Here is a 24,493-nt window from a genome sequence, read left to right as displayed (position 1 = left end):
CGGTGACGGACGCCGGCTCCGACCGGCCCACGGCCTCCACCGGGGCGGGCCGCCCCCATGTCCTCCGCTAGCCGCCCGGCGGCGCCGCCTCGTCCCCGCCCGCAGCGCCGCGCCGGAGCGCCGGCCGGGCCAGCAGCGCGCCGACGAAGCCCGCGCCCAGCCCCCACAGCGCGCCCAGGCCCACCGCCTCCCACAGCCGGGGTCTGAGGAACAGCTCCCCGGACAGACCGCCGCCCAGATCGCCGATGCCCAGCAGGGACAGGCCGTAGTGCGCCGAGATCCGGCACACCAGGCAGATCATGAGCACCGTCAGGGCCAGCGCTACGGCCAGCCGTACGGCGTGCTGATGGGCCCGGACACCGGGCGGCGACCGCACCGCCATCGCGACGGCGACCGCCGGCACCAGCACCACCTCCGCGACCAGCAGCCACCACATCGACGCGTCGTACGCGGTGAGCGTGCGCAGGTTGAGGGTCGACACGTCGGGCGTGCGCAGGATCTGGTCCAGCACGTGCGGCATCGGCAGCCCGAACGGGCCCTCGACCCGGCCGTGCCAGGTCGCCCCCTGCCCGAGGGAGAGCGCGAGCCACACCAGGTTGGGCAGCCCGAGCAGGATCAGCGCGAACGTCTCGGCCGGGTGCCCCCGCGTCGCCGCCGCCACCAGGGCGAGGACCAGCCCCAGGGCGACGTATCCGAGCAGCAGCACGAGCATCGCGTGCGCCGCCGGACGCACCGGCTCCCGCAGCCGCAGCAGCCGGCCCGGCAGCGGCGCGCCCGGCGCGACCAGGAGCGCCAGCACCAGCACGCCCGCCAGCCACAGCAGGCCGAACAGCACGGTCAGCGGCACGTCCGTGGTGAACCCGACCGTCGGCGCGACGCCGAACAGACCGGCGAGATCGCTCAGCGTGCCGTTGCCCACGTCGACGGCGAAGGTCTGGCGGGCGGCGAAGGCCAGCCCGATCAGCGCGAGCAGCCACAGCACGGCGAGCCGGGCCGCCCAGCCGGCCAGCTCCCCGGCCGAGGCGACGGCCCGGTGCCGCAACGGCCGCAGGAACGCCGCACCGATCACCAGGGCCCCGGCCAGTGTCACCGACAGGGGCATCACCGTGAGGCCGGCCCGGGTCCGTGCCAGGGCGCCCGCGTCACCGGAGAACTCCAGGCTGCCGCCGACCGCGGCCACCACGGTCGCGACGACCACCCGGGCGAAGGCACCGTCCGGCAGGTCCGCCGCCCCGGCCGCCCACAGGCCCAGCGCCGCGAGGACGACCATGACGGCCAGCCCGGTCAGCACGGCCGCCAGGGCCTGGACCCAGCCGTGACGGGTTACGGCCGGCGCGGAGGCGGTCGGAGGGCTCACACCTGTCACGCTAGGCAGCGCCCGCCGACCCCGCGCGCCGGGTGGGCCGTCCGGTGCCGGCCCACCCGGCGTCGGGTCGGGGGCGTGAGCGGGCCCACGTCATCGGGTGGACTGCTCCGTCCCACTCGGGGTACGAGGACAGGTGCGACCATGACCGGCCGGATTCGGCTTCCGAGAGAGACACCGCATGATCGAGCACCTGGGCGGGGCAGTGATACCGGATGGTTTCGACGTTCCCGTGGAGCCGCTACGACGCGCGGCGCACTACACCGGCGAGCCCGGATGCATCGCTGAGGCACGGGCCTTCACGACCCAGTTCCTGCAGCAGCTGAGGACCGAGTGGTGCGCGGTCGTCGACCGCACGACGGACGGTGACCTGCTGCTCGTCGTGAGCGAGCTGGTGACCAACGCCGAGCAGCACAGCAGCGGCCCCTACATCCTGGAGCTCGAGGGCACGGACGCCGCGGTCGTCGTGGCCGTGTACGACAGCAGCTCCGCCCTGCCGCGCCGGTTTCCGAAGAACCCCGAGCGCGTCGGCCGGCACGGCCTGGAGATCGTCCACGCCGTCGCCACCGAGGTGACCGTGGAGCGCGTCCCGGTCGGCAAGCGCGTGTGCGCGCGGTTCGAACTGAAGGGCTGAGATCCCCACGGCCGTACGCCCGGGTGCCCCGCGCCCGGGCGTGGCCGCCGGTGTCAGGCGCAGCCGAGTTCGCCGAGCATCCCCTGGCGCAGCCGGGTGATGATCCGCTTGATCAGCCGCGAGACGTGCATCTGGGAGCAGCCGAGCCGTTCCCCGATCTCCGCCTGGGTGGCCTCCTCGACGAACCGCATGTGGATGATCTGCCGGTCGCGGTCGCTGAGCTCGGCCATCAGCGGAGCGAGGGCGTGGAAGTCCTCGACGAGCCGCAGCCCCTCCTCCTCCACACCGATGAAGTCCGCGAGCACGGCCTCGCCGTCCTCGGGGCCGTCACCGGTGAGCGCGGCGTCCAGGGACGAGGAGTTGTAGCCGTTGGAGGCGAGCTGGGCCTCGACCACTTCCTTGACGGAGATGTTCATCAGCGTGGCGAGCTCGGCGACCGTCGGGTCGCGGTCGAGCCGGCTGGAGAGTTCCTCGCGCGCCTTGGCCAGCTCCACGCGCAGCTCCTGCAGCCGGCGCGGCACGTGGACCGCCCAGGTGGTGTCCCGGAAGAACCGCTTGATCTCGCCCACGATGTACGGCAGCGCGAAGGAGGTGAACTCGACCTCGCGCGCCAGCTCGAACCGGTCGATGGCCTTGATCAGGCCGATCATGCCGGTCTGGACGATGTCCTCCATGTCGTCCCCGCGGCCCCGGAACCGCCCGGCCGCGAACCGCACCAGCGACATGTTCATCTCGATGAGGGTGTTGCGTGCGTACTGGTACTCGTGCGTGCCCTCCTCCAGCTCGGTCAGCCGGCGGAAGAACTGCCGCGACAGCACCCGTGCGTCCCGCGGCGCGACGGAGGCCGGGTCCTCGACACCGGGCAGTGGTCCTTCGCCCGTCCCGTCCCGCCCGGCCTTCTCGACGAGCCCTGCTCCCGACCGGATCCCGGCGGTGTCCATTGCTGCCTCTCCCACGAAAGTCACGGTTCGACGCCTGCCTCTTCGGCCTTGTGTTCGAACTCTGCCCGTGTTGTGCCCGGGCCGTGTGTCCCCGTGTACCCGCGATGCGGGCTCTCACGCCTGTCCGCGGACGTACTCACGATCCGTGTACCCCTGTGCACGGCACGCATGCGCCCGCCGCGCTCATCGGCCGGAAAACACCGCCGTCCGGCTACCGCGGGACCTAAGGTGAGGAGGATGAGCAACCAGGTGAGCGACGAAGCCCGTGTGGTCCCGCTGCGCCCCGGGCCGGCCGCTCCGCCGGTCCCGCGGGCCACGCCCGGGGAACCGCTGTGGCGCGACCTCGTCGGCGGGGTGCTGCGCCGGGAGCGGCTGGCGCAGGAGCGCACGCTCCGGGAGGTCGCCGACGAGGCCCGGATCTCCCTGCCGTACCTGTCCGAGATCGAGCGCGGCCGCAAGGAGGCCTCCTCCGAGGTCCTGGCGGCCGCCGCCGGAGCCCTGGGCCTCGGCCTCGGTGAGCTGCTGTCGCTCGCGCAGGGCGAGCTGACCCGGCAGGCGGGCACGGCGCGCCGGACCACGCGCCACACCTCGTACCAGGGACTCTGCCTGGCCGCCTGAGCCGCCCCGTCCCCGGCCGCCGTCAGCCGGTGCCCTGCTCCCGCAGCTGCCGGAAGAAGGCCCGGACGTCGGCGACCAGCAGGTCCGGTTCCTCCATGGCCGCGAAGTGCCCGCCCCGGTCGAACTCCGTCCAGCGCACGATGTTGTCGGTCCGCTCCGCCCGGTGGCGCAGCGGGAGCTGGATCTCGGCCGGGAACAGGGCGAGCGCGGTCGGCGCCTTCGACGGCTCGGCCGGCCGGGCGCCGGTGCCGTCCGCGGCGTGCGCCCGCTCGTAGTAGATCCGGGCGGAGGAACCGGCCGTGCCGGTCAGCCAGTACAGCATCACGTTGGTCAGCAGCCGGTCCCGGTCGACCGCCTCCTCGGGCAGCTCGGCGCAGTCGCTCCACGCCTGGAACTTCTCGACGATCCAGGCGAGCTGGCCGACCGGCGAGTCGTGGAGGGCGTAGCCGACGGTGTGCGGCCGGGTGGACTGCTGGACGGCGTACCCCGTCCCCTCCCGGGACCACTCCTCCCACCGGCGCCACGACTCGCGGGCCCTGTCCCGCTCCGTCGGGGTGAGCGGTGCCAGCTCCTCCTCGGTGGGCTCCGCGAGCGCCTGCGCGCCCGGCAGCAGGTTGAGGTGCACGCCGATCACCCGCTCGGGGTGGGCCCGGCCCAGCTCGCGGGAGATCGCCGCGCCCCAGTCGCCGCCCTGCGCGCCGAACCGCTCGTAGCCGAGCCGGCGCATCAGCTCCACCCAGGCACCGGCCACCCGGGCCGCCTCCCAGCCCGGTTCGGTGGTGGGCCCGGACAGCCCGAAGCCCGGGATGCCCGGCACGACGACGTGGAAGGCGTCCGCCGGGTCCCCGCCGTGCGCCACCGGGTCGGCGAGCGGCCCGGCCACGTCCAGGAACTCCACGACGGAGCCCGGCCAGCCGTGGGTCAGGATCAGGGGTGTGGCGTCCGGCTCCGGGGAGCGCAGGTGCGCGAAGTGGACCCGCGCCCCGTCGACCGTGGTGGTGTACTGCGGCCACCTGTTGAGCTCCGCCTCGGCCGCACGCCAGTCGTAGTCGTGCCGCCAGTACCGGACGAGGTCCCGCAGATAGCCGGCCGGGACGCCGTAGTCCCAGCCCGTCCCGGGCAGCTCGGCCGGCCAGCGGGTGCGCTCGAGGCGTTCGTAGAGGTCGTCCAGGTCGCCCTGGGGGATCGTCAGGGTGAAGGGGCGGATGCTCTCGCCGGGCGAAGAGGTCATGATCCGGATGCTAGGGGGAGGCCGGCGTCACCCGTCCGGATCAGCCCCGGGATTGATCCGGACGGGCGTCACCCGTCCGGGCTAATCCAGGGTCCGGCCGATGAGTTCCGGGCGGAGCACCGGTCGATACGGGTGACCGTGCTCCACGCTCCGGGAGGTACTCATGCGCACCGACGGATTCACCACCTGTCTCTGGTTCGACGGCCGGGCCGAGGAGGCGGCCGAGTTCTACGTCTCCGTCTTCAAGAACTCCAGCGTCGGCCGGATCAGCCGCTATCCCGAGGGCAGCCCCGGACAGGCCGGCTCGGTCATGAGCGTGGAGTTCACGGCCAACGGGCAGAGGTTCGTCGCGCTCAACGGCGGCCCCCAGTTCACCTTCGACGAGGCGATCTCGTTCCAGCTCCACTGCTCCGACCAGCAGGAGATCGACCACTACTGGAGCCGGCTCACCGAGAACGGCGGCGAGGGCGGCCCCTGCGGCTGGCTCAAGGACCGCTTCGGCGTGTCCTGGCAGGTCGTCTACGACCGGCTGATCGACATGGTCTGCGACCCGGACACGGAGAAGGCGGAGCGCGCCACCCGCGCCATGATGGGCATGGGCAAGCTCGACGTCGCCGCGCTGGAGAAGGCGTACGCGGGGGAGTAACGGGCCCGCGGCGGGCACCTACCCGGCCTCGGCGAGGATCTCGGCGATCACGTGCCGGGAGCTCTCCACCAGCGCCGGGTTGGTGTCCCAGTAGTACGGCAGCTGGATCAGCGAGACCGACAGCGCCCAGCCCCGCCCGCGCGCCCACTCCGCGTCGCCGGCCCCCACCGCCTTGCGGAAGGTGTCCCGGGCGGAGGCCGGCAGCAGGTTCCAGGCGACGATCAGGTCCACGGCGGGGTCGCCGACCCCGGCGGTGCCGAAGTCGATCACTGCCCGGAGCCGGCCGCCGTCCACCAGCACGTTGCCCGGCGACAGGTCCCCGTGGGCCCACACCGGCGCCCCGGTGTGCCCCGGGGCCTCCAGGGCCTCCTCCCACAGGGCCGTGACGGCACCGGCGTCGACCCGTGCGCCCAGCTCGGCGACCGCCTCGCGGGTGGGCTCGTCCCGCTCCTCGAGAGGACGGCCCCGGTAGCCGGGCGGGGCGTCCCGCGGGGGGATCGAGCGCAGCGCGCGCACGAACGCCCCGAGGTCCTCGGCCAGCCGCTCCGGCCGCTCGACCGCCCCGGCGACGGGGTTGCGGCCCTCCAGCCAGCGGTAGACGGACCAGGGCCACGGGAAGTCCTCGTCCGGCTCGCCCACGCCCAGCGGCTCGGGCACGGGCACCGGCAGCACCGGCGCGAGCCGCGGCAGCCAGCGCTGTTCGTGCCGCACGTCGGGTACGGCCGAGGGCCGCCGGGGGAGCCGTACGACGAGGTCGGCGCCCAGCCGGAACATGGCGTTCTCGGTGCCGGACGAGGCGAGGCGGCGCACGGGCAGCGCCGCCCACGCGGGGAACCGGCGGGCGATCAGGCGGTGGACCAGCGGGGCGTCGAGGAGGAGCTCGTCCGCGTGCATGCGGGGCGGCTGCTGGGGGTCGAAGGCACTCATCGGGAGCCCATCCCACCGCCCCGGCGCCCTCGTTGTCGACGGGATTTTCACCGGGCCCCGGCAGCGGGACGCCTTCGGCGCGCGGGCCGGGCCCGGGATGACTAGCGTGAGGTGCCGGGACGTACCGTCCGACCGAGAGGGGCCGGGCCATGGCCGTGCAACCTGAGGGAACCCCCTGCTGGGCCGACGCGATGTTCGGCGACGTCGAGGCCGCCAAGACCTTCTACGGCGACGTCCTCGGCTGGACGTTCGGGGACTCGTCGCCCGAGTACGGCAACTACACGCAGGCGTACGCCGACGGCCGCGCGGTGGCCGCCGTCGTGCCGCCCATGCCCGGCGAGACGGGGCAGTCGCAGTGGTGCCTGTACTTCGCCACGCCGGACGCGGCCGCGACCGCGCGGCGGATCCGGGACAACGGCGGCGAAGTGCTCATGGAGCCGATGCGGGTCGGCGACCTCGGCACCCTGTGCCTGGCCCGCGAGCCCAGCGGAGCGGTGTTCGGCCTGTGGCAGGCGGGCACCCACGAGGGCTTCGAGGCGACGGCGGTCCCCGGCGCCTACTGCTGGGCGGAGGTCTTCACCCGCGAACCGGAGAAGGCCGACACCTTCCTCACCGCCGTCTTCCCGTACCGGGCGAAGGAGATCGAGGACGACGCGGTCGACTTCCGGATGTTCGACGTCGGTGAGAAGACCGTCCTCGGCCGGATGCGGATGACCGACGACTTCCCGCCCGAGGTGCCGTCGTACATCAACGTGTACTTCACCGTCGCGGACTGCGACGAGGCCGTGGCCCGGGCGACCGGGCTCGGCGGAGTCCTCCGCTTCGGCCCGATGAGCAGCCCCTTCGGCCGGTTCGCGGCGCTGAGCGACCCGCAGGGCGCGCAGTTCTCGGTGATCGACGTCACGACCACCGCGGGCGAGATGCCCAAGGTCAGGGACGTCTGACCGGCCCCGGACCGGCCACCTGCCCGGCCGTGGCATGATCGGGCGCATGCGTGAACGTGTGGTGGCCGCGTGCGACGGGGCTTCGAAGGGCAACCCGGGACCGGCCGGCTGGGCATGGGTGGTCTCGGACGACGAGCGGAACCCGGCCCGCTGGGAGTCGGGCCCGCTCGGCCGGGCCACCAACAACGTCGCCGAACTCACCGCCCTGGAGCGGCTCCTGGAGTCCGTCGACCCGGGCGTCCCCCTGGAGATCCGGATGGACTCCCAGTACGCGATGAAGGCCGTCACCGCCTGGCTGCCCGGCTGGAAGCGCAACGGCTGGAAGACGGCCGCCGGGAAGCCGGTCGCCAACCAGGAACTGGTGGTCCGCATCGACGAACTGCTCGACGGCCGCTCCGTGGAGTTCCGCTACGTGCCCGCCCACCAGGTGGACGGCGACCCGCTGAACGACTTCGCCGACCGCGCCGCCAGCCAGGCCGCCTCGGTGCAGGAAGCGGCCGGCAGCGCGCTCGGCTCCCCGGAGCCCCCGGCCTCGCCGGACACCCCCGCCGCCCGGGCGCCGCGCCGGAAGGCCCCGGCCCGCCGCACCGGCGGCGGAGACTCCGCGCGCACCCTGAAGGCGAAGTTCGCCGGCCGCTGCCAGTGCGGCCGCTCCTACGCGGCCGGCGAGTCCATCGCCAAGAACGCGAAGGGCTGGGGCCACCCGGAGTGCCGCACCGCCGACGCCTGACCGGCCCGGCCGGCCGCCCCTCAGCTGTCGAACGTGTAGAACCGCGTGTGGTCCAGCAGGTCGGCCGGCCGCACGTCGTTCCACGGCTTCATCGTCTCGTTCAGGTCGACGACGTCCGGGGTGCCGCCCGCCGGCACGTACCCCGCGTCCGGGTGCCGGCCCTGCCACTCGGCCCACAGCTTGTCGATGTAGGCGTGGTGCAGCCAGAACACCGGGTCGTTCGGGGAGACCCCGGTGGCCATCTGCCCGCCGACCCACACGTGCACCCGGTTGTGCAGGTTGACCCCGCGCCACCCCTCGAGGTGGTTGCGGAAGCCGTCCGAGGCGCTGTTGTACGGCGGCATGTCGTACGCCGCCATGGACAGCACCGACTCCACCTCCGCCCGCGTCGGCAGCTCGCGCACCCCCTGACCGAGCGAGCGGCGCAGGAACGTACGGCCGTCGACGCGTATGTTCATCGGCCAGTTGCCGGCGGACGCGGCGAACGGGCCGTCCATCACCCGGCCGTCCGTGCTGCGCCCGGTGCCGCCGAGGAAGTCCGGCGCCCACAGCGAGGCGCGCACCGTGCGGTCGGTGCTCCAGTCCCAGTACGGCAGCGCGACCGAGGAGTCGACCGCCTGCAGCGCCCCCTCGAAGTCGAGCAGGAATCTGCGGTGCCAGGGCAGGAAGGAGGGGGAGCGGTGGCCGGTCCGCTCGCCGTCGTCGGTGTCGGACATGATGAAGGCGTTGTGCGTGCGGACGAACTCGTCGTAGCGTCCGCTGCGCTTCAGTTCGAGGACGGCGGCCACGAAGCGCCGCTTCTCGTCGGCGGACAGGGCGGCCTGGTTCTTGCGTACGGTCATGTGCGGGGTGCTCCGGAAGTCCTGGCGGCGGGCGGTCAGTTGGCGGGGAAGGGCAGCAGCGGGGCGCCCTGCAGCTCGTCCACCGCGGCGCGGGCGGCGGCGCGCGGGGTGGGCACCGGGTCGTAGTGGCTGACGACGCTGATCCAGCTGCCGTCGGCGTTGCGCATCACGTGCAGCTCCACGCCGTCGACGAACACGGCGTAGCCGCCGCCGTGTTCGTGGTGGTGGCCGCCCATGGCCATCGGACGGCCCTGTATCCGGCGGCCCCGGTAGACCTCGTCGAAGGACTCCGGAGAGCCGTGCCGGTGATCGGCGGCCGGGGCCGCCGAGGCGGGCGCGGCGAGGGTGGCGGCCGTGGTGGTCGCGGCGGCGAGGGCGGCCGCCGCGGTGAGCGCGCGGCGCCGGGTGAGTTCGGGCATGCGGGACCCCCTGTGCGGGTGTTCGAACAGTGACTCCGCATGCCTATCGGGACCGGTGGGAGCGGAAGAAATCCCCCGGAACCGGTTGGCTCCGATCCGGACAATTACTTACATGTCGTGCAAAGTTGAACTAAGATGATCTTGCTGTGGCGCGGCGCCGGCCCGGCGTGGAACGGGGAATTCCTTGCCGTGGCGCCCGTGATCGCGACGGTTTCTGCCGACCGTGACCCGAGGGGGTGGCGCGGGTCACCGCGGCAGAGTGGCGCGATCCGGAAGTGCCGTGACGCCGCGACAGGCGCTGCTACTGTGCGTATTTGTCCACTACTCTCAGTGATAGCCAGGGGTGAGCGTGAAGGTCGTCTGTGTCGGAGGCGGGCCCGCGGGCCTGTACCTCGCCGTCCTGCTCAAGCGGCAGAACCCGTCCCACGACATCACCGTCCACGAGCGCGGTCCCGAGGGATCCACCTACGGCTGGGGCGTGACCTACTGGCGCGGCCTGCTCGACCGGCTCCACCGCCACGACCCGGACTCCGCGCATGCCATCGAGGCGAGCTCGGTGCGCTGGAACGAGGGCGTGGCCCACGTCCGCGACCGGGTGACCCGGCAGCCCGGCGACGAGGGCCGCGGCATCGGCCGCCACCGCCTGCTCGAGATCCTCGCCGACCGGGCGCGGTGTCTCGGCGTACGGCTGGAGTTCGGCAGTGAGATCACGGCCGCCGACCTGCCGGAGGCCGACCTCGTCGTGGCGGCCGACGGCGTCCACAGCGCCCTGCGCACCCGCCACGCCGATCACTTCGGCACCCGGATCCAGGAGGGCCGCAACCCCTACGTCTGGCTCGGCACCACCAAGGTCTTCGACGCCTTCACCTTCGCCTTCACGGAGACCGCGCACGGCTGGATCTGGGCCTACGGCTACGGCTACAGCGCCGAGCGCAGCACCTGCGTCGTGGAGTGCTCCCCGCACACCCGCAGCGGCCTGGGCCTGGACCGCGCCGACGAGGCCGAGGGACTCGCGCTGCTGGAACGGCTCTTCGCCGGCGTCCTCGACGGCCACCGGCTCATCGGCCGCTCCACGGCCGGCGCCGACGCTCCCTGGCCGACCTTCCGCACCCTCACCAACCGCACCTGGCACCGGGGCAACCTGGTCCTGCTCGGCGACGCCGCCCACACCACCCACTACTCCACCGGCGCCGGGACCACCCTCGCCCTGGAGGACGCCATGTGCCTCGCCACCTCCCTGCGCACGCACCCGGCCCTTCCCGAGGCGCTCGCCGCCTACGAGCGCCGGCGCAGGTCCGACCTGCTCGCCGCGCAGAGCGCGGCCCGCTACAGCGCCCGGTGGTACGAGGACCTGCCGCGCTACATGGACCTGCCCCCGCACCGCATGTTCGCCCTGCTCGGCCAGCGCCACTCCCCGCTGCTGCCGTACGTCCCGCCCCAGCTGTACTACGGCCTCGACAGGGCGGCGGCGCGACTGGAACCCCTGCGCCGGCTCAAGCGCCGGCTCGGCCCGAGCGTCGCCCGCGCCCTGCAGTCCCGGTCGGTCGGCACCCCCTAGCGCGCCCTCCTGGCGCATCCGCACGGTGACCGCGGGGTCTTCGGGGCGCCTCGCAGCGCGTGCGGCGGCACGATGGAGTGCAGGGAGCGGCTGCCGCACGCACGACGGGAGGGATTCCCATGGCTCAGCAGACGCCGACGAAGGCGCCGGTCAGGAAGCCCGTCAGCACGGGGAGCGTCTTCCTTTCGTTCGCGCCCTGGATCATCTTCGGCGTGGTCGCCGGCCCCAGCACCTGGGAGTACGCGGCCCTGGCCGCGCTGATCGCCGCCGTCGTGCTGTCGGGGCAGGATCTGCTGCACGGGAAGTTCCGGATCCTCGACGCGATCGGGATCGTCTTCTTCGCCGTCCTCTCCGTGCTCGGACTGGCCCTGAGCCGCGGTCAGCTCCTGTGGGTGGAGACGTACGCCCAGGTCGTCTCCAGCGGTCTGCTGGCCGTCGTCGCGCTCGGCTCGCTGCTCGTCGATCCCTTTACCGCCCAGTACGCCCGCGAGTCGACTCCGCGCGAGGTGTGGGACTCTCCGGTCTTCCGGCACGTCAACAGGGTGCTGACGGCCGCCTGGGGCACGGTCTTCGCCCTGATGGCCATCTCGACCTGGTCGGCGATCCGCTTCCCGTCCTACGACGACTGGCTCGACTGGGTCGTTCCGGTCGCCCTGCTGGTGTGGGTGGTGAGGTTCACCCAGCGCTATCCCGAGAGGTACGGGGCGCGGGCGACCTGAAGGACGCCGCGGGTGGCCTACCGGATCAGAACTCCGCTCGACCCGGGCGGACGCACCCGAGGACGTCCTGTCGTCGGCGACCTGCCCGGGCCAGGTCCCGGCAAGGTCCGGATGCGCGCACCCGACGGACTCGGGGGGTGTTCACCGGATAAGGTGAATCGCCGTTCACCTCGTATGCCGTGCCGTCCGCAGGAGCGCCGATGGACCAGCCCGCCCCGATATCCCAGCCGTCCGGCGCGCCGGCGAGCCGGCTGCGCGACCGGCTCACCATCCCGGTGCTGGCGTCGGGCGGCATCCTCATGGCGGTCATGCAGACCGTGGTCGTCCCGCTGCTGCCCGACCTGCCCCGGCTCACCGGGGCCTCCGCGGCCGCGGTCTCCTGGACGGTCACCGCGACCCTGCTCTCCGGCGCCGTGCTCACCCCCGTGCTCGGGCGGGCCGGTGACATGTACGGCAAACGGCGGGTCCTCACGGCCGCGCTCGTGCTGATGACGGTCGGCTCGGTGATGTGCGCCCTGTCCTCGAACATCGGCGTCCTCATCGCCGCCCGGGCGCTGCAGGGGGCCGCGGCCTCGGTCGTGCCGCTGTCGATCAGCATCCTGCGCGACGAACTCCCGCCGGAACGCCGGGGCAGCGCGGTGGCCCTGATGAGCTCCACCGTCGGCATCGGCGCCGCGCTCGGCCTGCCGCTCGCCGCCGTCGTCATCCAGTACGCCGACTGGCACACCATGTTCTGGCTGACCAGCGCCCTCGGGGCACTCGGCGTGACGGCCACATGGTGGGCGGTGCGGGAGTCGCCCGTCCGGGAACCCGGCCGCTTCGACGTCCTCGGCGCGCTGGGCCTGGCGGTCGCGCTGGTGTGCCTGCTGCTGGGCGTCTCCCAGGGCGGCCAGTGGGGCTGGGGCAGCCCCCGGGTCCTCGGGCTGTTCGCCGTCGCCGTCGCCGTCCTCGCCCTGTGGTGGTGGCAGCAGCTGCGCGCCGAACGGCCGCTGGTCGACCTGCGCCTGGTCACCCGGCCGCGGGTCGGCCTGTCCCATGTGGCCGCCCTGCTGACCGGGTTCGCCTTCTACGCCAACTCCCTCGTCACCGCCCAGCTGGTGCAGGCGCCGAAGGCCACCGGATACGGCCTCGGGCTGTCCATCGTCGCGACCGGCCTGTGCCTGCTGCCCGGCGGCGTCACCATGCTGCTCTTCTCGCCGCTGTCCGCCCGCATCTCCGCCGCGCGCGGGCCGCGCGTCACCCTCGCCCTCGGCGCCGCCGTCATCGCCTGCGGCTACGTGCTCCGCATCGCCGACAGCCGCGACCTGTGGATGATCATTCTGGGCGCGACCGTGGTGGCGACCGGCACCACCCTCGCCTACTCGGCGCTGCCGACCCTGATCCTGCGCGCCGTCCCGGCCCACCAGACGGCCTCCGCCAACGGCGTCAACGTCCTCATGCGCACCATCGGCCAGGCCACCTCCAGCGCCGCCGTCGCCGCCGTCCTGGTCCACCACAGCAGCCCCCTCGCCGGTGTCCCCGTACCCACGCTGCACGGCTACCTGCTGGCGTTCGCCATGGCCGGCGCCGTCGCCCTGGCCGCGTGCGCCGCGGCCCTGTCCATCCCCGGCGACACCCCCGCCGACGGCACCCGCCGCGCCGGCCGAACCACCCGGGGCGCCCGCGACGGCGCCATGGAGGGAGCATGACCGGTGTGACCACGCCCCCGTCCTCCGGCCCCGGCGGCCCCGCACCCGCCACCGAAGGCACCGCGACCGGCCGGCGCGACGCCGAGGCGACCAAGGCGGCCATCCTCCGCGCCGCCCGGTACTTCCTGGCCCGGCACGCGCAGGGCGACGTCACGCTCAAGGCGGTCGCCGAACGGGCCGGTGTCAGCCCGCCGCTGGTGCTGAAGTACTTCGGCACCAAGGACGCCCTCTTCGCCAGCGTCATGTCCTTCGACACCGACGCCGACGACCTGCTCGACGCACCCCTGGCGGAGCTCGGCCCGCACATGGTCCGCCACGTGCTGGCCAGCCAGCGCGAGCGCGGCGCCGACCCGCTGCTGCGCATCGCCTTCGCGCCCCTGCACGGCGAGCACGGCGACGTCCTGCGCGCCAACTTCCGCGCCCAGGTGACCGAGCGCCTCGCCGCCCGGCTCACCGGCCCGGAGCCGGGCCTGCGCGCCGAACTCGCCGTCGCCGCCCTCGTCGGTCTCGGCGTGATGTACGGCATCGCCCGCGGCCCCCACCTGCGCGACGCCGCCACCGACGCCGTCGCCGACCGGTACGGGCCCCTCGTCCAGGCGCACCTGACGCCCGGCCCCGGCACCCGCTCCGCCGGATCCGCGGCCGGATGACAGACTGTGGCCATGGACGAACGCGTGATCGGCAGGTCGGGGCAGTGGGCGTCGGTGGTCGGGCTCGGCACATGGCAGCTGGGCGCCGACTGGGGTGACGTGGACCCCAAGGAGGCGGAGGCCGTCCTGGAGGCGGCGGCCGAGTCGGGGGTCACCTTCTTCGACACGGCCGACGTCTACGGCGACGGCCGCAGCGAGGAGACCATCGGCACCTTCCTGCGCACCCGGCCCGACCTGCACGTGCTGGTCGCCACCAAGATGGGCCGCCGGGTCGAGCAGATCCCCGCGAACTACGTCCTGGACAACTTCCGCGCCTGGAACGACCGCTCCCGCCGCAACCTCGGCGTCGACCGCGTCGACCTGGTCCAGCTGCACTGCCCGCCCACGCCCGTCTACTCCACCGACGCGGTGTTCGACGCCCTCGACACCCTGGTCGAGGAGGAACGCGTCGCGGCCTACGGCGTCAGCGTGGAGACCTGCGCCGAGGCGCTCACCGCGATCGCCCGGCCGAACGTGGCCAGCGTGCAGATCATCCTCAACCCGTTCCGCATGAAGCCCCTGTACGAGGTGCTCCCGGCGGCCCGGGAGGCCGGCGTCGGCATCATCGCGCGGGTGCCGCTCGCCTCCGGCCTGCTGTCGGGCAAGTACACCAAGGACACGGTCTTCGCCGCCGACGACCACCGCACCTTCAACCGGCACGGCGAGGCATTCGACCAGGGTGAGACGTTCTCCGGCGTCGACTACGCCACCGGTGTGGAGGCCGCCGCCGAGTTCGCCGCGCTCGCCCCCGAGGGCTGCACCCCGGCCCAGCTCGCCCTGCGCTGGATCATCGAGCAGCCCGGCGTCACCACCGTCATCCCCGGCGCCCGCAACCCCGAGCAGGCCCGCGCCAACGCGGCCGCCGCCAAGCTGCCCGCGCTGCCGCCGGAGACGCACGCCGCGATCCGCGAACTGTACGAGCGCCGGATCAAGGACCAGGTGGAACACCGCTGGTAGCCGCCCCGGCACGCCCGGTTTGAACGCGGGTCCGGGGGGTTAGACGCACCGCATGACGCAGCAGGAACGGCGCCGGGGGCGCGACGAGACCGAGGAGGAGCGGGCCGACCGCATGTGGGGCGAGCTGATCCAGGAGGTCCGGGTCGCCCAGACCGGGGTGCAGATCCTCTTCGGCTTCCTCCTGACGGTCGTCTTCCAGCAGAAGTACGCGAGCCTCTCGCAAGCGGACCAGGCGATCTACATCGTCACCGTCGTCCTGGGCGCCTGCACGACCGGCGCGCTCATCGGCCCGGTGTCCCTGCACCGCCTGGTCTCCGGGCGCCGGGTCAAGCCGCAGGCGGTGCGGCTGGCCTCCCGGATGACCTTCGTCGGCCTGCTGCTGCTCCTGGTCACCATGGGCTCGTCGCTCCTGCTGATCCTGCGGGTGGCCACGAACAACGGCTACGTGCCCTATCTCGTCACCGCCGTGATCCTCTGGTACCTGGTGTGCTGGTACGGACTGCCCCTGTGGGCCCGGCGCAAGCACAGCTCGGACGGCTGACCGCAGGCCAGCCGCCCCCCTCCTCGCACCCCCGCGCCCGGCCGGACAACCCGGCCGGGCGTTCAGCTGCTGCTGAGGATCTCCGCCAGCATCTCGTCGACCCGGACCTCCTCCTGGCCGGGAGCCACCACCTGGTGCGCCTCGCGCAGGAACGCGGCGACCGCCGGCGCCCAGGCGAACACCACCGCGCGGTGCCGGCTGCCGTCGACCCGGAAGTCCCCGAGGAACTCCAGGCGCAGCTCCCGCCACATCCCGGTGGCGTGCGGCGCGATCCGTACGTCACCCACTCCGACCGGTCTGGTCAGTCCCTCGCCGAGCATCTGCCGGTCCAGCCGCCAGCGGGCCAGCACCCGGCCGTCGTGCGCGAACACGGCGGTGACCGCGAACGGGTCCTCCGCGTCGTAGCTCAGATGGGCGAGCACCGGGCAGCGGCCGGTGCCGTCCGTCTGGAGCTGCACCACCACGGTCTTGTGCACGAAGGAGTTCACGCGAGGGCCTTCCGGAAAATGGGCGTAGGGCCCTCTAGTACCCCCGTCGCGCACAAGATGCTCACCCAGGTGGCCGATTCCTCACGGACCGGCTCACCCGAAGGCTTCCCGCAGGGCGGGCAGCAGCGTCTTCGCCGACCAGTCGATGAACTCCCGCTGCGCGTCGCCGCCGATCTGCACCAGGGCGATCTCCCCGAACCCGGCCTCGGCGTACGGCCGTACGGCCTCCACGAAGGCGTCCGGGTCGTCGCCGCACGGGATCGAGGAGGCGACGTCGTCGGGGGTGACGAACTGGGTCGCGGCCTCGAAGGCGTCGGGGTGCGGCAGCTCGGCGTTGACCTTCCAGCCGAGGCCGAACCAGCGGAACTGGGAGTGGGCGCGCTTGACCGCCGTGTCCCGGTCGGGGTCGTGGCTCACCGGCAGCTGGCCGACCCGGGGCTTGCCGGTGCCGCCGTGCCGGTCGAACGCCTCCAGCAGCCCCTGCTTCGGCTCGGTGGCGATCACCAGGTCGGCGAGCTGCCCGGCGAGGCGGCAGGACTGCTCACCGGAGACCGCGATGCCGATCGGCGGCGGCTGGTCCGGCAGGTCCCACAGCCGGGCCGAGTCGACGTCGTAGTGGGTGCCGTGGTGGGTGACGTGCCCGCCCTCGAACAGGGCGCGGATGATCTCCACCGCCTCCTCGAGCATCTCGTGGCGGACGTCGACCGGGGGCCAGCCGCCGCCCACCACGTGCTCGTTCAGGTTCTCCCCGGCGCCCAGCCCCAGCCGGAACCTGCCCTCGGACAGCAGCTGCATCGTCGCCGCCTTCTGCGCCACCACCGCCGGGTGGTAGCGGACCAGGGGGCAGGTCACGTACGTCATCAGCGGGATCCGCGAGGTGGCCTGGGCGGCCGCGCCCAGCACGCTCCACGCGTACGGCGCGTGGCCCTGGGCGCGCAGCCACGGGAAGTAGTGGTCCGAGGTCACCGAGAAGTCGAAGCCGGCCTCCTCGGCCCGCACCACGTGCTCCACCAGGTCCCGGGGGCCGGCCTGCTCGGTCATCATCGTGTATCCGATTCGCACCATGGGGGCCGAGTCCCCGGGCTGCCGGGCGGAAAACGGCACGGATGCGCCGGTCAGCCCTTCGGCGGACGGAAGGTCCGCAGAAACGTCCGCAGGGCGAGCCGGTTGGCGGGGTCGTCCCAGGCCCCGGCCGGTGTCGTGAAGCGCAGGGAGAAGCCGTGCCCGCCGCCGGTCAGGAAGCCGCGCCCGAGGGTGTGCACCCGCAGGTCCCCGGTGCCGGACAGCCACTCCAGGTCGGCGGCCTCGTACCCCTGGTAGGTGGTGGCCCGGACGCCGCCGATCCGGTGGTAGCCGGGCAGCCGCTCGAGTTCCGGTTCGACGTCGTCGCGCCACACGGCGACCGGGTCGGGGCCGACGCGGCTGCTGGAGGTGACGGCGAGGGTGGGGGAGGCGCCGTCGGTGCCGAAGGTGACGCGGTAGGCGACGTCCCGCACGCGGGAGGTGGCCAGCCGCCGCCAGCCGTCGGGCAGGGCCAGGGAGAATCCCTCGGGCGCGGTGTACCGGTGGTAGCCGGCAGGCAGGGCGGTGGTGGCGCCGGCGCTGGGGCTGTGTCCGGCGGTGGCGGTCGGCCGCCCGGTGCCCGGACTCGGGCCGGCGCCGGGCGCCTGGCTGCCGGAGGGGCCGGCGGGCGGGGTGGCCGTGACGGCGGGCCGGGAGGGCGCGGCGGCCGACGGCGAGGTGCCGGGCAGGTGGTGGGTGGCGGCCAGGACGGCGGCCGCGACGGCCAGCACGGTGCCGGCCGTGAGGAGCAGCCTGCCGCGACCCCCCGGTCCGCGGTGCGGCCGGGATGCGGGCGCCGGGGAGGGGCCGGTCCCGGTGTCCTCGTCGAGGGCGCGGGTCAGGGCCTCGCGCAGCACCGGACGGGTCAGCCGCTCCCGGGAGTTCTTGCGCAGCAGCCCCTGCACCGCCTGGGTCAGCGGCCCGGTGCGCAGCGGGGTGCGCAGGGGCAGCCGGTCGACGGCCCGCAGGGTGGCATCGGGGCGGCCGCGGTCGCGGAACGGCGGACGACCCTCGACCGTCGTGTAGAGGATCGCGCCCAGCGCCCACAGGTCGGCGGCCGGCCCGAGGCGCTCGTCGCGGGCCTGCTCCGGCGAGGCGTACGACGGCGCAGCCAGCCTCGGTACCAGGGTCGTGCCGGCCAGCCCGAACCCGGCCACCAGGACCGGCCCCCCGTCACGCACGAAGATCTGCCCGGGACTCAGCTCGCCGTGGGTGATGCCCTCGTCGTGCGCGGCCTGGAGCACGTCGAGGACGTCCAGGCCGAGCCGCGCCGCCCGGGGGATGCTGAACGGGCCCTCCCGGTCCAGGAGTTCGCCGAGGGTCGTGCCCTCGATCCAGTCCGTGACGGTCCACAGGGCGCCCGCCTCCACGACGGCGTCGACGACCGTGGCGACCCGGCCCGGGCACAGCAGCCGCATGATCTCGGAGGTGCGCACGACCCGGGCCGTGGCGCGGCGCACGGTGTCCGCGTCCGTGTCTCCCGGCAGGGCGGTCTGCGCCACCATGCGGGGCTGGTTCGCCGTCACGTCCTCGGCGTACCACCACAGCCGGTTCGTCTCGCGGGCGAACACCTCGAGCAGCCGGTACCGGCCGGCGACCAGCTCGTGTGCCCCGACGTGCGCCTCGACCATGGTCATCCCTCGCTGAACCGCTGCCGCGTCTCTTCCCACAGAGGTACGCGGGGCACGCGGGGGAGTGTTCAAAGGAATGCGGCTCCGGCGCCGTTCTTGCCTTTTATTCAACTCCTCGAAAGGGCTTGCGAGTTCACAAAGGAGGTGCGCCGCCGGGCGTCCACCTGCGGGTAACCGACGGTAAACGCCCGGGTGTCGAACGGGACTCACAGCAGGCCGAAGCGCTCCGCCCAGCCGGTCACGTCCCCGGGCGCCGCGTTGCCCCCGCACACCACGAGCCCGAGCCGGGCGCCGTCGCCCACCCGGGCCAGCACCTGCCGGGCCGCGGGCAGCAGACAGCCCGCGGCCGGTTCGGTCCACAGCTTGGCGTGCTCCGCGAAATCCAGGCAGCCGCGCACGGCCTCCCGGTCCGGCACCACCAGGACCTCCTCGACCAGCGCGGACACGTGGTCGTAGGTCAGCCGGGAGACCGAGGGCGCGCTCAGCGTGGTGACCAGGGAGGACACCGGCACCGGCACCGGACCGCCCGCACGCAGCGCGGCGGACATCGCCTCCGCGCCCTCCGTCTCCACGCCCCACACCCGCACACCGGGGCGCCGGGCGCGCAGCGCGGCCGCCACCCCGGCGATCAGGCCCCCGCCGCCGATGCTGACGACGACGTCCGTCAGTTCCCCGGCGTCCTCGGCGAACTCCAGACCCACGGTGCCCTGACCGGCGACCACCACCGGATCGTCGAACGGGTGGACCAGGGTCAGGCCCTCGTCCCGCAGCCGCATCGCCAGGTCGAACGCGCTGTCCATGCCGTCGGTGAGCCGCACCGACGCGCCGGCCTGCGCGGCGAGCTCCAGGGAACGGGCCGGGGCGGTGCGCGGCATCACCACGGTCGCCTTCACGTCGAGGGCCGCCGCCGTCACCGCGAGCGCGATCCCGTGGTTGCCGCCGCTGACCGCCACCACACCGGCCGCCCGCTCGGCCTCGCTCAGCGACAGCAGCTTCGCCGCCGCCCCGCGCGCCTTGAAGGAGCCGGTGTGCTGCAGCAGCTCGAGCTTGGCGGTGACCGGGACGCCGAGGAGCGCCGTGAGCCCGGGGCTCGGCACGGTCGGGGTGCGTACCACGTAGGGGGCGATGCGCCGTGCGGCGGCTTCGATGTCCGAGATGCCGATCAAGGCCGTTCACCTTCCCGGCGCGGGACTGGAAACCGCGCCCCCCGCACCCTGACCCGCGCGGCCGCCCCAGGTCAACACGGTATCGGCGGGCCCGGCCCGGCGAGGTCGCTCAGCGTTCCCAGCTCCCCGAGTGGTCCACCAGCCGGAGGATCCGCCCAGGGCGTCCTTGGCCAGGGGCAGCCGGGTGAGCCGGGCCCCGGCCTCGGCCGTGAGCCCGCGGGCCTGGGCCTGCGCGACCCGCCTCCGCTCCGTGGGGGAAGTCCGCTCGGAGTTCGCGGCCCGCCAGACGAAGGATCCCGTCTATCGCGTCCGCAGCCGGGGACGGCCGGGCGGCAGGTGCGCGTCTCGGGATCGATCCCGCGGTCCTGGGCCTGCGCGACCCGCCACGGGGTGGGCCGGCCCGCTCAGAGTTCGCGGCCCGCCAGGTGGTCCACCAGGCGGAGGATCCCGCCCACCGCGTCCTCGGCCAGGGGCGGCCGGGTGAGCAGGGTCCGCGCCTCGGCGGTGAGCCTGCGGGCCTCGGCCAGTGCTGCTGCCCGGCCGCCCGCCGCCTCGATCAGGTCCGCCGCCTCCGCCTCCCGGCCGGGGGAGTCCAGCAGGGCGGGCAGCCGGCGGGCGGCGGCGGGGGAGTCCAGCGCGGCCAGCACCGGGAAGGTCTTCTTGCGCTCCCGGAGATCGCCGCCCGCCGGCTTGCCGGTGACGGCCGGATCGCCCCAGATGCCGAGCACGTCGTCCACCAGCTGGAAGGCGACCCCGAGGTGCCGTCCCGCCCGGTCCAGCGCGGCCACGGCCGGACCCGGAGCCCCGCCGAGCGAGGCACCCAGCGCGGCGGCGCAGCCCAGCAGGGCCCCGGTCTTGTGCTCCGCCATCACCCGGTACTCCACGGGCGTCACCCGCTCCGGCCCGGTGAAGGGGCGTGCGGCGAACAGCAGGTCGTCGGCCTGGCCACGCACCAGATCGGACAGCGCCGCGGACAGCAGCCGCAGGCTGCGGGCACCGCCCGGTGCGGCGGCGAGGGTCTCCACGGCCAGGGCGAACAGGGCGTCACCGGCGAGGACGGCCGGTCCGGTGCCGTACGCCTTCCACACGGCGGGGCGGCGGCGCCGGGTGGCGTCGCCGTCCATGATGTCGTCGTGCAGCAGGGAGAAGGCGTGCACCAGCTCCACCGCGACCGCGGCCGGGACGCCGGCCCGCCCGTCGGCGCCGGCCGCCCGGGCACCGAGCACCGCGAGCGCCTGGCGCACGCCCTTGCCGCCGGACGCGCCGGCGGGCGCGCCGCCGACCTCGCACCAGCCGAAGGAGTAGCCGGCCATCTCGGCCACCCACGGATGCAGCCGCCCCACCGCCTCCGTCAGCGCGGGACGCACCAGCACCCGGCAGCGGTCGAGGAGTTCGGGGGCGGAGGGCGGCGCCTGCACCGCCGAGGGGAGCGCCGTCACCGTACGGCCTCCGCGACCGGGCCGAACTCCTCCTGCGCCCGGGCCACCATCTCCCGTGCGTGCCGCAGCCCGCCGCGCTCCAGGGCCCGGGCCAGCTCGTCGAGTTCGGCGGCCGTCTCGGCGCGGTCCCGGCCGAGCCGGGCGCGCGACTTGGCCAGCCCGAGGCGGGCCAGGGCCTCGCCGCGCGGCTCGCTCATCGCCCGGAACTCCTCCAGCGCCCGCTCGTACAGCGCCCGGGCCTCGGCGTATCGGCCCGCACGGTAGTAGACGTTGCCCTGCATCTTGTGGTTGTAGGCGAGCGCGCTGGAGAGGTTCATCTCCCGGCAGGTCGCCTCCGCCCGCGACAGCAGCTCCAGCGCGCCCTCTGTGTCCCCGTCGCGCGCCGAGAGGATGTCGGCGAGTCCGCGCAGCGCCCAGGCGTGGCCGCGCCGGTCCTCGGCCCGCTCGGCTATCTCCGCCGCCTCCTCGAACAGCGCGTACGCCCGGTCGTGGTCGCCGGTGTTGCGGTGCATCTGCGCGATGCCCTCCAGCGCCCACACCGTGTGCCGGGCCTCGCCGCGTCGGCGGGCCTCGGCCAGCAGCTGCTCGTGCAGCCGGCCGACGGCCTCGTAGTCGCCCTGGATCCGGCCGGTCTCCGCGAGCCCGGCGAGCGAGTAGCCGCGGACGACGACGTCGCCGCCGCGCTCGCCGAGTTCGGCCGCGAGCCCGAGCAGCCGCCACGCCAGCGGGAACGCCCCGCGCTGCCGGGCGAGGGTGCCCCCGCTCCACAGCGCCCACGCCATGGCCGCGGTGTCCCCGGCCTCGCGGGCTGCCCGGTAACTCGCCTTCCAGGCCCGGTCGGCGTCCCCGATCCGCCCGAGCCGCCGGTGGGCCTCGGCCACGGCGAGGCCGCAGCGCGCGGCCTCGCCGGGGAGGCCCGACCGCTCGGCCTCGCGCAGCCGCTCGGTGGCCTCGGCCAGCACGTCGACCAGCGAGGAGTTCACGGACAGGGTGGTCAGGGCGCCCTGATACTCCGGGGCGAAAGCCTTGCCGTACATGCGTACCCTTCTATACACAGCGTGTATACATGACGTGTATAGCGCGTCGGAAACGTGCCCCGGCCCGGGGGCCGGGGCATGGTCTGTCGCCGGTCAAGACGCGGGTACGACGGCGGGGGTTGCCTGTGAGGCGCAGATCACCCCGCGGGGCCTCAGTGCTGCTGTGCCTTCTGCGGCGTGGCCTCGCTCGGCCGCACCACGACGAACCCCTCGCCCTGGAGCATCAGCTGGACGGCCTCACCGCTGCCGCCCCGCAGCATCGAGCCGAAGGACTGGGAGCGGTGCAGCGAGGTCTGCAACCGCGCGGTCCAGCCCACCACCGCGTCCGTGTCCACGTACACCGGGTACTGCTCCGAGACCGGTATGACCAGCGGGTTGCCCTCGCAGACCAGGCCGAGCCGACCGTGCCCGCTGAACACGCTGTTGAACAGGCCGCCCCCGGCGACGCCCGCGCCCTTGACCGTCCTGATCTCGTACGACAGCGACGGGTCGAAGCACAGCACGTTGCGGCCGTTGACGGTGAACAGGTCGCCGGGTTCCACCTCCACGACGAAGCAGTTCTGCGCCTCGTGCGCGAACCACACCTCGCCCTGGCCGCGCACCGCCATCAGGGGCAGCCCCTCGCCGGTGACGGCGCGCTTGAGCATGCCGCCCACGCCCTGGCCCTTGCGCTCGAACTGCAGGGCGCCGCGGTGGGCGATCATCGCGCCCTGGCGGGCGTACATCTCGCCGTTCACCGCGTACTTGATGCACTTGGCGTTCTCGACGGACATGCCCGGCTCGACGGCCGGACGCACCACGTGCTCACTGGAAAAGAGGTCACCCTTCATGCGGGGCATGGTGTCCCGGACGGAGTCGTTCCGCCAAGATCACTGCACGCCCCGATCCCTCACTCCCCGATCCCTCACACCCCGTCCGGCTCGTCCGGCGCGTCCGTGTCCGCTGCCCCGGCCGCGCGGGCGGACTTCGCCGGCTTGCCGCAGAACGCGGACTCCAGCACCCCCGATAGCGTGCCGAGCACCGTGCCGTTGTTCGACGTGGTGGCCATGGCCGTGACGCTCCGGCTGCCGTCCCGCGTGGTGAACGCGTAGGTGTAGTAGCCCTGGACCACGCCCGTGTGGCCGTACACCGACACCCCCGCAGGACAGGTCGCGCCGGCGCAGTCCGAGCCCGTACGCGGTGGTGGCGTCGACCCGGGTGAAGCGCTCCATCTCCGCGAGCCGTGCCGGGGACAGCAGTCTGCCGCCGACCAGCGCGGAGTAGAACGTGTCGAGGTCCTTCGCGCTGGAGATGACGGCGCCCGCGCTCTGCGCCCACGACACCGTCTGTTCCGTGGCGTCGACGGGTGCGGCACCGGGCGCGTCCGGGGTGAGGTACCCGCGGGCGTACCGGCCCGGGATCCGGGTGTCGGGGTGGACGTAGAAGGTGTCGCGCAGGCCGAGCGGCTTGAAGACGCGGTCCTCGTAGGCGGTCTTCACGGAGTGGCCCGTCAGCTTCTCGATGAGCAGGCCCGCGACGACGAAGTTGGTGTTGGAGTAGGAGTAGGCGGCGCCGGGTGCGTTGGTCCGCGGCTTCTCGAGGGAGAGCGCGACGAGGTCGCGGTAGCCGAAGACCTTGTTCCGCACCGCCTCGAACCCCGCGACGCTGTCGGCGAACAGGTCGTTCGTGTAGTCGTACAGCCCGCTGCGGTGGCTCAGCAGGTGCCGCACCGTGATGCGGTCGTCCGGCAGCAGCCCGGGCAGGTACCGGTTGACGGGCGCGTCCAGCTCCAGTCGGTGCTCGTCGGCCAGTTGCAGCAGGACGACCGCCGAGAAGGACTTGGTGACGCTGCCCACGCGGAAGCGGTCGCCGGCGCTGATGCCCCGCAGCGTGCCGCGGTCCGCGACTCCCCGAGTCGCCTCGTAGGCACGGCCGTTGTCGTCGATCCGGGCCAGCGCGCCCGGCGTGCCCTGCGCCACCGCGGTGCGCAGCACCCGGTCCACGCCCGCGGTGTCCGGTGCCGGGAGGGACACCGCCGGCGGAGCGGCCGCCCCTCCGGTCGCGGCCCGCGCCGGGACCGCGAGCAGTGACAGCGCGACCGCCCCGAGTACCGCACCCCTGCCCACCGCTGTTGCGACCATCCGGCAACCACTCCCATCCGCGCGGAACCTGATGCGACATCGGTCACATTCCGGCCTGGGAACCTAGGCGATGAGAACGGCGTCTCCCCAGCCGACACACAGT

General features: G+C 73.9%; 24 protein-coding genes and 1 pseudogene. 11 read left to right on the top strand and 14 right to left on the bottom strand.

Features of this window, described 5'->3' with window-relative positions; translation table 11 throughout:
* Nucleotides 1-67: 67 nt before the first annotated feature.
* Entirely contained in the window at nt 68-1,357 is a 1,290-nt protein-coding gene (locus AQJ66_RS04560; RefSeq protein ID WP_061916936.1) for a streptophobe family protein, read from the bottom strand.
* A 187-nt stretch (nt 1,358-1,544) separates the two neighbouring features.
* On the opposite strand from AQJ66_RS04560, the gene AQJ66_RS04555 reads away from it, so the two are divergent.
* The gene (locus AQJ66_RS04555; RefSeq protein WP_061916933.1) at nt 1,545-1,997 is read left to right on the top strand and encodes an ATP-binding protein; all 453 of its coding nucleotides are present in this window, start codon (nt 1,545-1,547) and stop codon (nt 1,995-1,997) included.
* 53 nt (nt 1,998-2,050) lie between these two features.
* Here the strand turns inward: AQJ66_RS04555 and AQJ66_RS04550 are convergent, their stop codons facing one another.
* Nucleotides 2,051-2,938 (bottom strand): RNA polymerase sigma factor SigF, encoded by an 888-nt coding sequence (locus AQJ66_RS04550; protein ID WP_061916930.1) that lies wholly within the window; start codon nt 2,936-2,938, stop codon nt 2,051-2,053.
* A 237-nt stretch (nt 2,939-3,175) separates the two neighbouring features.
* Here AQJ66_RS04550 and AQJ66_RS04545 point away from each other — a divergent pair, with 237 nt between their 5' ends.
* Nucleotides 3,176-3,556 (top strand): helix-turn-helix domain-containing protein, encoded by a 381-nt coding sequence (locus tag AQJ66_RS04545; RefSeq protein ID WP_061916928.1) that lies wholly within the window; start codon nt 3,176-3,178, stop codon nt 3,554-3,556.
* A gap of 22 nt (nt 3,557-3,578) precedes the next feature.
* Here AQJ66_RS04545 and AQJ66_RS04540 read toward each other — a convergent pair whose 3' ends face one another.
* Nucleotides 3,579-4,787, bottom strand: coding sequence for an epoxide hydrolase family protein (locus AQJ66_RS04540; RefSeq protein WP_061916925.1), 1,209 nt, complete (start codon nt 4,785-4,787; stop codon nt 3,579-3,581).
* A gap of 163 nt (nt 4,788-4,950) precedes the next feature.
* Here AQJ66_RS04540 and AQJ66_RS04535 point away from each other — a divergent pair, with 163 nt between their 5' ends.
* On the top strand, nt 4,951-5,433 hold the full coding sequence (locus AQJ66_RS04535) for a VOC family protein (RefSeq protein WP_061916922.1): 483 nt from the start codon (nt 4,951-4,953) through the stop codon (nt 5,431-5,433).
* 18 nt (nt 5,434-5,451) lie between these two features.
* Here AQJ66_RS04535 and AQJ66_RS04530 read toward each other — a convergent pair whose 3' ends face one another.
* On the bottom strand, nt 5,452-6,360 hold the full coding sequence (locus AQJ66_RS04530) for an aminoglycoside phosphotransferase family protein (protein ID WP_244162745.1): 909 nt from the start codon (nt 6,358-6,360) through the stop codon (nt 5,452-5,454).
* 149 nt (nt 6,361-6,509) lie between these two features.
* Between AQJ66_RS04530 and AQJ66_RS04525 the strand changes: the two genes are divergently transcribed.
* Nucleotides 6,510-7,304 carry a VOC family protein gene (locus AQJ66_RS04525; protein ID WP_061916919.1) on the top strand — a complete coding sequence of 265 codons (795 nt, stop codon included), beginning with the start codon at nt 6,510-6,512 and terminating at the stop codon, nt 7,302-7,304.
* A gap of 46 nt (nt 7,305-7,350) precedes the next feature.
* A complete protein-coding gene (locus AQJ66_RS04520; RefSeq protein ID WP_244162744.1) occupies nt 7,351-8,034 on the top strand; it encodes a ribonuclease H family protein in 684 nt (227 codons plus the stop codon).
* A gap of 20 nt (nt 8,035-8,054) precedes the next feature.
* Here AQJ66_RS04520 and melC2 read toward each other — a convergent pair whose 3' ends face one another.
* Complete coding sequence (gene melC2 / locus AQJ66_RS04515) at nt 8,055-8,876, bottom strand: tyrosinase MelC2 (protein ID WP_061916914.1); 822 nt, start codon at nt 8,874-8,876, stop codon at nt 8,055-8,057.
* A gap of 35 nt (nt 8,877-8,911) precedes the next feature.
* The gene (melC1, locus tag AQJ66_RS04510; RefSeq protein WP_061916911.1) at nt 8,912-9,295 is read right to left on the bottom strand and encodes an apotyrosinase chaperone MelC1; all 384 of its coding nucleotides are present in this window, start codon (nt 9,293-9,295) and stop codon (nt 8,912-8,914) included.
* Between the two features lie 343 nt (nt 9,296-9,638).
* On the opposite strand from melC1, the gene AQJ66_RS04505 reads away from it, so the two are divergent.
* The 6 genes from AQJ66_RS04505 to AQJ66_RS04480 all read left to right on the top strand — a co-directional run bounded on the left by AQJ66_RS04505 (nt 9,639) and on the right by AQJ66_RS04480 (nt 15,447).
* Nucleotides 9,639-10,853, top strand: a complete 1,215-nt coding sequence (locus AQJ66_RS04505; protein ID WP_061916909.1) for an FAD-dependent monooxygenase — start codon at nt 9,639-9,641, stop codon at nt 10,851-10,853.
* Nucleotides 10,854-10,972: 119 nt separating this feature from the next.
* The gene (locus AQJ66_RS04500) at nt 10,973-11,572 is read left to right on the top strand and encodes a hypothetical protein (RefSeq protein WP_061916906.1); all 600 of its coding nucleotides are present in this window, start codon (nt 10,973-10,975) and stop codon (nt 11,570-11,572) included.
* Nucleotides 11,573-11,772: 200 nt separating this feature from the next.
* Nucleotides 11,773-13,260, top strand: a complete 1,488-nt coding sequence (locus tag AQJ66_RS04495) for an MFS transporter (RefSeq protein ID WP_061916903.1) — start codon at nt 11,773-11,775, stop codon at nt 13,258-13,260.
* Nucleotides 13,257-13,910: a TetR/AcrR family transcriptional regulator gene (locus AQJ66_RS04490; protein ID WP_061916901.1), complete on the top strand. Its 654-nt coding sequence runs from the start codon at nt 13,257-13,259 to the stop codon at nt 13,908-13,910. Before AQJ66_RS04495 ends, AQJ66_RS04490 begins: the two co-directional genes overlap by 4 nt.
* Nucleotides 13,911-13,922: 12 nt before the next feature.
* Nucleotides 13,923-14,906 (top strand): aldo/keto reductase, encoded by a 984-nt coding sequence (locus tag AQJ66_RS04485; protein WP_061916898.1) that lies wholly within the window; start codon nt 13,923-13,925, stop codon nt 14,904-14,906.
* A 52-nt stretch (nt 14,907-14,958) separates the two neighbouring features.
* Nucleotides 14,959-15,447: a DUF6328 family protein gene (locus AQJ66_RS04480; RefSeq protein WP_061916896.1), complete on the top strand. Its 489-nt coding sequence runs from the start codon at nt 14,959-14,961 to the stop codon at nt 15,445-15,447.
* A gap of 62 nt (nt 15,448-15,509) precedes the next feature.
* Here the strand turns inward: AQJ66_RS04480 and AQJ66_RS04475 are convergent, their stop codons facing one another.
* From AQJ66_RS04475 to AQJ66_RS04440, 8 genes and pseudogenes are all read right to left on the bottom strand, one after another.
* Nucleotides 15,510-15,935, bottom strand: a complete 426-nt coding sequence (locus tag AQJ66_RS04475; RefSeq protein ID WP_061916893.1) for an SsgA family sporulation/cell division regulator — start codon at nt 15,933-15,935, stop codon at nt 15,510-15,512.
* Nucleotides 15,936-16,028: 93 nt separating this feature from the next.
* The gene (locus tag AQJ66_RS04470) at nt 16,029-17,000 is read right to left on the bottom strand and encodes an LLM class F420-dependent oxidoreductase (RefSeq protein ID WP_061916888.1); all 972 of its coding nucleotides are present in this window, start codon (nt 16,998-17,000) and stop codon (nt 16,029-16,031) included.
* A 50-nt stretch (nt 17,001-17,050) separates the two neighbouring features.
* A complete protein-coding gene (locus AQJ66_RS04465) occupies nt 17,051-18,634 on the bottom strand; it encodes a serine/threonine protein kinase (RefSeq protein WP_061916886.1) in 1,584 nt (527 codons plus the stop codon).
* Nucleotides 18,635-18,834: 200 nt separating this feature from the next.
* The gene (locus AQJ66_RS04460; RefSeq protein ID WP_061916884.1) at nt 18,835-19,794 is read right to left on the bottom strand and encodes a threonine/serine dehydratase family protein; all 960 of its coding nucleotides are present in this window, start codon (nt 19,792-19,794) and stop codon (nt 18,835-18,837) included.
* A gap of 404 nt (nt 19,795-20,198) precedes the next feature.
* Complete coding sequence (locus AQJ66_RS04455) at nt 20,199-21,233, bottom strand: polyprenyl synthetase family protein (RefSeq protein ID WP_061916881.1); 1,035 nt, start codon at nt 21,231-21,233, stop codon at nt 20,199-20,201.
* A complete protein-coding gene (locus AQJ66_RS04450; RefSeq protein WP_061916878.1) occupies nt 21,230-22,270 on the bottom strand; it encodes a tetratricopeptide repeat protein in 1,041 nt (346 codons plus the stop codon). The genes AQJ66_RS04455 and AQJ66_RS04450 overlap by 4 nt, the downstream gene beginning before the upstream one ends.
* Before the next feature lie 152 nt (nt 22,271-22,422).
* On the bottom strand, nt 22,423-23,100 hold the full coding sequence (locus AQJ66_RS04445; protein ID WP_061916875.1) for an AIM24 family protein: 678 nt from the start codon (nt 23,098-23,100) through the stop codon (nt 22,423-22,425).
* Between the two features lie 74 nt (nt 23,101-23,174).
* Nucleotides 23,175-24,390: pseudogene (locus AQJ66_RS04440) on the bottom strand (serine hydrolase domain-containing protein).
* Nucleotides 24,391-24,493 lie beyond the last annotated feature (103 nt).

This window comes from Streptomyces bungoensis (assembly GCF_001514215.1).
GTDB classification, from domain to species: Bacteria; Actinomycetota; Actinomycetes; order Streptomycetales; family Streptomycetaceae; genus Streptomyces; species Streptomyces bungoensis.
This window is presented reverse-complemented; position numbering and strand designations above follow the sequence as displayed.

Bases quoted from the DNA above. Each gene is read 5' to 3' on its own strand.
- AQJ66_RS04555 (WP_061916933.1), top strand. From the start codon at position 1,545: ATGATCGAGCACCTGGGCGGGGCAGTGATACCGGATGGTTTCGACGTT.
- AQJ66_RS04550 (WP_061916930.1), bottom strand. From the start codon at position 2,938: ATGGACACCGCCGGGATCCGGTCGGGAGCAGGGCTCGTCGAGAAGGCC.
- AQJ66_RS04545 (WP_061916928.1), top strand. From the start codon at position 3,176: ATGAGCAACCAGGTGAGCGACGAAGCCCGTGTGGTCCCGCTGCGCCCC.
- AQJ66_RS04540 (WP_061916925.1), bottom strand. From the start codon at position 4,787: ATGACCTCTTCGCCCGGCGAGAGCATCCGCCCCTTCACCCTGACGATC.
- AQJ66_RS04535 (WP_061916922.1), top strand. From the start codon at position 4,951: ATGCGCACCGACGGATTCACCACCTGTCTCTGGTTCGACGGCCGGGCC.
- AQJ66_RS04530 (WP_244162745.1), bottom strand. From the start codon at position 6,360: ATGAGTGCCTTCGACCCCCAGCAGCCGCCCCGCATGCACGCGGACGAG.
- AQJ66_RS04525 (WP_061916919.1), top strand. From the start codon at position 6,510: ATGGCCGTGCAACCTGAGGGAACCCCCTGCTGGGCCGACGCGATGTTC.
- AQJ66_RS04520 (WP_244162744.1), top strand. From the start codon at position 7,351: ATGCGTGAACGTGTGGTGGCCGCGTGCGACGGGGCTTCGAAGGGCAAC.
- melC2 (WP_061916914.1), bottom strand. From the start codon at position 8,876: ATGACCGTACGCAAGAACCAGGCCGCCCTGTCCGCCGACGAGAAGCGG.
- melC1 (WP_061916911.1), bottom strand. From the start codon at position 9,295: ATGCCCGAACTCACCCGGCGCCGCGCGCTCACCGCGGCGGCCGCCCTC.
- AQJ66_RS04500 (WP_061916906.1), top strand. From the start codon at position 10,973: ATGGCTCAGCAGACGCCGACGAAGGCGCCGGTCAGGAAGCCCGTCAGC.
- AQJ66_RS04495 (WP_061916903.1), top strand. From the start codon at position 11,773: ATGGACCAGCCCGCCCCGATATCCCAGCCGTCCGGCGCGCCGGCGAGC.
- AQJ66_RS04490 (WP_061916901.1), top strand. From the start codon at position 13,257: ATGACCGGTGTGACCACGCCCCCGTCCTCCGGCCCCGGCGGCCCCGCA.
- AQJ66_RS04485 (WP_061916898.1), top strand. From the start codon at position 13,923: ATGGACGAACGCGTGATCGGCAGGTCGGGGCAGTGGGCGTCGGTGGTC.
- AQJ66_RS04480 (WP_061916896.1), top strand. From the start codon at position 14,959: ATGACGCAGCAGGAACGGCGCCGGGGGCGCGACGAGACCGAGGAGGAG.
- AQJ66_RS04470 (WP_061916888.1), bottom strand. From the start codon at position 17,000: ATGGTGCGAATCGGATACACGATGATGACCGAGCAGGCCGGCCCCCGG.
- AQJ66_RS04465 (WP_061916886.1), bottom strand. From the start codon at position 18,634: ATGACCATGGTCGAGGCGCACGTCGGGGCACACGAGCTGGTCGCCGGC.
- AQJ66_RS04450 (WP_061916878.1), bottom strand. From the start codon at position 22,270: ATGTACGGCAAGGCTTTCGCCCCGGAGTATCAGGGCGCCCTGACCACC.
- AQJ66_RS04445 (WP_061916875.1), bottom strand. From the start codon at position 23,100: ATGAAGGGTGACCTCTTTTCCAGTGAGCACGTGGTGCGTCCGGCCGTC.